The sequence below is a fragment of the Bacillota bacterium genome, from assembly GCA_040754675.1.
GTDB lineage: Bacteria > Bacillota > Limnochordia > Limnochordales > Geochordaceae > Geochorda.
The window spans coordinates 1-4488 of sequence record JBFMCJ010000341.1; the positions used below are offsets into that span (position 1 = coordinate 1).

Below are 4488 nucleotides of genomic sequence, written 5' to 3' on the forward strand. Positions count from 1 at the left end.
TATGGCAGAAGATCTCGCAGCCGCTGACCACGGAACGCCCCCGAGCGCCGCAATGGAGCGCCTCCCGCGCGCCGCGGGCGCCAGGACCCCGATAGTTCGAAACGATCTCTTGAGGGTGCCGGCCTGTGCGCCCGGGCATGGCGCGGGCCCACTCGCACTTGCCCCCTTCCGGCGTTAATGCAGCCGTGACCACGCTGCCGGGAAACGGCTCACCCATCGTGACCCCTGCCTCACGTTTCTCGGTACGTGGGGCGCCCCGACGTACATGTCGGGTCGCCAGACAGTGCTGCCTCAACCCGATCGGTAGCAGCCTACCCGGCCGAACTGCGCCTACCCGGGGTTGTTACAGCCACGGGGGGTCCAGATGTCCGCCATCAGCCGCACCCGACGGCCACGTCGAGTAGCAGGGCCGCCAACCCAGGGTCACAAGGGACGGACGGGAAACCGCAATGAGATCTGGAGTCGGAGGGTGCGGAGGAGGGAGAGGGGGCCGTCGAGGAGGGCGGAAAGCAGGGGGAGTGCCAGTCGAAGAGGCGGTGGGACTGGATGGCGCGCCTGACACCGTCGCGGCTGGCGAGGTCGATGAGGAAGGCAAGGGTACCGTCGTCTACCGGCCGGGCAAGCTGCCGGAAGCGCACACCCACCTCGATCTCCCGCCCGAGCAGGGACCTGCACCGGCGGTCGTATTCCGCCAGCGACTCCGCAGACAGGTCGTCCTCCGCCAGAGCGGGGGTCAACAACTCCGCAACAATCTCGGCTGCCAGCAAACCGTAGTACACACTGCCGCCGGTAGTGGTCCTCACCTAGCGGGCGGCTTCGCCCACAACGAGGAGCGGCCAGCCACGGTGGAAGGTGAAGGGCACATGAACACAACCAACCAAGTGTTGATTATGCGACGCACGGGAACACCCTTAACGGCCCCCCCTCAGCGCTAACTTGATTCCATCGGGACCGGATGCGCCGGGATACGCTAACGAAGAATGAATCACCCCAGAAACAAAAGGGGGAGTTCTTTACCTGGTGCCATGGCCTTGGTGGGGAAGCCCCAGGGCCCATAGCCGAATATCACGATAAGTCAAAGCCGTACGAGGGTGCAAATCCCTTCTCATGGCTGCAAGAACACGCAGCGCCCGCTCGTCTCGTCGGTCGTCCCGTTCTTCAATCAGGCGAAAGAGCGCCTCGGTTTCCTTCACTACCACGTCTGATCCGTACAAAACGAGCTCCCTCTGCAGATCCACCACGTGCCCCCGCAATTCGACCGATCCATGTTCTAGGAGACCCCGGAGGGAACGCACGAAATCAAGGTAGATTCGCCGCCTCTCCATTGCAAACTGGGTCTTCAATCCAAAAAGGTACCAAGCATAGCCCGTTGCTGCCGCCCCGAAGAGTGCCCCGAGCAAGGCTGAAAACGCGCTCACCCAACCTCCTGGCACGGTGTATTCCCTCCTCCAGGGTAGGAGCTTAATCACATTGGTCCCATAACCGACGCAAGTTCTCGCTACTAACGCCTCGACGGGTCCTCTATCTTCGCCCCCAAGTGCATCGTGGCAGCGATCGGCAGCCAAGTAGTGTGGAACTAGCGAGTGAAGTCGGGCGGGGGCGCTACCTAATGAGACCGGTCGACCGCGACCCCTTCCAGTAAGGAGCAACCCCACCTTGGCTGACGGGCAACAGCCGGCCTTGCGGTCTTGACATGAGGTTAACCTCAACCCTCGTAACCGATCCCCCCACTATGGGCCCCGATGAGACCCGCCCTCCACCTGATAATCAATGAATTGGAGTTCGCCCCGCGGAACAGATGGAAAACTAAGCTTGCCGCCAGTCACTCTCTCAACGGCTTTCTGCAGCAGATGTTCCACTCGGCTTACCAGATCCCTGACTTCAAAGCGCGTCTTTGCCTGGTGTCCCACCCCACCGTGCACGAGGGCAGAGCGAAGAGGCCAGATCTGTCCTGCTAGGTTTGGATCCTCGCCGAGCGCTATGCACATGCTCGCAAGATACTCACGCTCGCTCGGCTTAAGCACCCGTTTCGCACCACAACGGGGACACTCCGTCTCGCGCACGGGGGCACCATCTCTAAAGTGGTGGGTAGCGATTATCGTACATGCTATTACCAAGCCCAGGAACTTGTCGTAGGGGTGCTCATCCGCCAGCGCCTTGCGAGTCCACACTAAAGCGCGCAGCACGGAACCCTCGATCTGACCCGACAGGGCGTCGGTAGCGACGCGCGCCGGGGGTCGGATGATCTGGCCTGACTCGGGCGCATATGTGAGGGACTGCGAAATACCTGACGTTCTCGGGTTCCTCAGAGCCACGTCCTTCAGCCGCACCTGCAACGGTTCCCACATCGCCACGCTAAGCCGAGCGGCCACCCTCTCGATGCAGTCTGAAGCCAACGCCCAGATTTCTTTGCGAACGTCAAAGCTGGCGTCCCCCATATGTTCTACCTCACATACGAGTTCACAACGGTCAGAGTTCTCTTGCCCCGGCATGAGCTTAATCGTCCTGAGTGCAGGATGCACGTCTCTCCCTGGCACAGTAACTGCTTGGTCCGCCATCGCACAACCAATCAGTTCGGCCCGGGCAACCCACACATCCACGCTCATCACCTCCCCAGGGCCGAAAGACCACTATTGACATGCGTACCAGGATTTGCCTCCGCCTTCACTCAACACAATTCGCTCAAACCCCCTCTTCCCCGGCCTGCGTACCCCAGGAGCGGAGCGCTACCACAGTCATTCCGGCGGCGTGGGGCTACCAACCGTTTGCCTCGCGTCCGACCGGGTCCGAAGCACGCTGCCCTCCGAGGCGACCTCTTCGGCGTGGGCGGGGCCTACCGCCACCTCCATGCACAGGGAAGGTCGATAGCCGTCGCGCGCCATCCCGAGGTGGCGGCACGGGCGAGGCCACGCGCTTGTGAGGAGCCTGCCCACCATCCGCGCGCCCGATCCATCGTCAGCCTGGCCGGACAATTGACCGATGTGGGCAAACCCTTCTAGAGGGTCACAGGGAACCCACACGAGCGAACCTTACCGTAACGAAACCAGGTATGGTCTTACACCGATCACCGCATCAACGACACAAGCCGATCACGCTGTTGCCGTTCACCTTGAGGCACCTAGTGCCGACGGCATGGGTCTAGGTCTCATGTTGGTCTGTCCTCAATATACCAACCGTACTTCTCGGCTCGCCGCCTGAACGCGTCCTCGCCACCTTCCATAATTCGCTTCACAGCATCCCTGACTTCGAGGAGATCTACGGCTCCCTGTGCTAAGATACCAGCCTTTCCCTCGCGCACGTCCATAGCGACGATGAGTTCTGCATCGCCAAGAACCGGGATGTTGGGGTTGTGGGTCGCAACTACAATCTGACGCTTTGCCTTGGCGCCCCTCAGGATTTTAACTATATCCTCGTATATGAACCGGTTGTCCAGATCATCCTCCGGTTGGTCGATTATCAGGAGCCGATCTGCTTGTGCTAGAATCAACAGCAGCATGGCTGTGGCGCGTTGCCCTCCCGAAAGCCATTCCAGGGGGAGGTCGGAACCGTCCACAGTCATCAGGATGTCCACGCGGTCGTCAGGAGACAATAACTGTAGTTCGAAAAGGCGTTCGGGTTGCGCGTTGAGCCAACTGGCCACTTGATTAGCCCTTGCCGGCGTCAGGCCAAATTGCTTTTCGAGTTCCGCGGCACCCTTCTCGGCTGCCTCCGCAATCGCCTGACCATCTACATTCCGTCCCTCTCGGTGACAAATACCCTCAAGCGTCTTACGATCAACGCCAGAACCCTGGAAGAATGAGACCAGTCGGTCCACAAAGGCTTCTGTCTGGCCCTTGTAGTCCACGCGAACCTTGACGGAGCCTCCGATCTTCTTGGTTATCTCTTCCGCTTCACTCCGCCGAAGCTCGAATATGTCATGGCGAATGTCCCGATACTGCCTGAGAAGGCCCCTCCTAATGCGCAGCTTCGCTTCCTTGTCACGTTCAAACGCCTCCACTTCTTGAAGGCGGCCCCTAAGCCGCGTCTGCTCCCGTACCAGTTCATCTAGGCGTTCCGGATCCAGACGGTGTACCCCCAACTCCTGCTTGACGCGCTCGATGACCTCGTCGACGGTTTGCCGCTCCTGACCCCATCGGACTGCGAGAGCGGAAAGGGCCGAGATGGCCGTGCGGAAGTGCTCTTCTCCTTCTGAAACAAGGCCCATCAATCGGTCACGCAGACCGGTTATTTCGTCAGCCGCCTTCTGCAGGATGGCCTTATTCACACTTTCAGCCTGCCCAGCAAGTATCAAGCCTTGCATTAGCTGGCTCTGCAGCCTTTCTTTTGAAGCACTCCATAGGCTGAAGGCTTGCTCAACACTGCTTTTCATCCTTTTCAAGCGCTCTTCATCCTGGGACAGAAGGATTGCCTCTCTAAGCTTTTCCACCAGCCCCTCGCGCCGGTAGATCTCAATTTCGTGCTCGATTTCCCTAAGCCGACGCTCAGTAT

At 60.0% G+C, this 4488-nt stretch carries 3 protein-coding genes; all 3 read right to left on the reverse strand.

What is annotated here, in order from left to right; genetic code table 11:
• Positions 1–217, reverse strand: a 217-nt coding sequence (locus AB1609_16330; GenBank protein MEW6048016.1) for a hypothetical protein, incomplete at its 3' end; no start/stop codon positions are given.
• Positions 218–374: 157 nt separating this feature from the next.
• Positions 375–803, reverse strand: a complete 429-nt coding sequence (locus AB1609_16335; GenBank protein ID MEW6048017.1) for a hypothetical protein — start codon at positions 801–803, stop codon at positions 375–377.
• Between the two features lie 2342 nt (positions 804–3145).
• On the reverse strand, positions 3146–4488 hold a 1343-nt coding region (locus AB1609_16340; protein MEW6048018.1), incomplete at its 5' end, for an ABC transporter ATP-binding protein.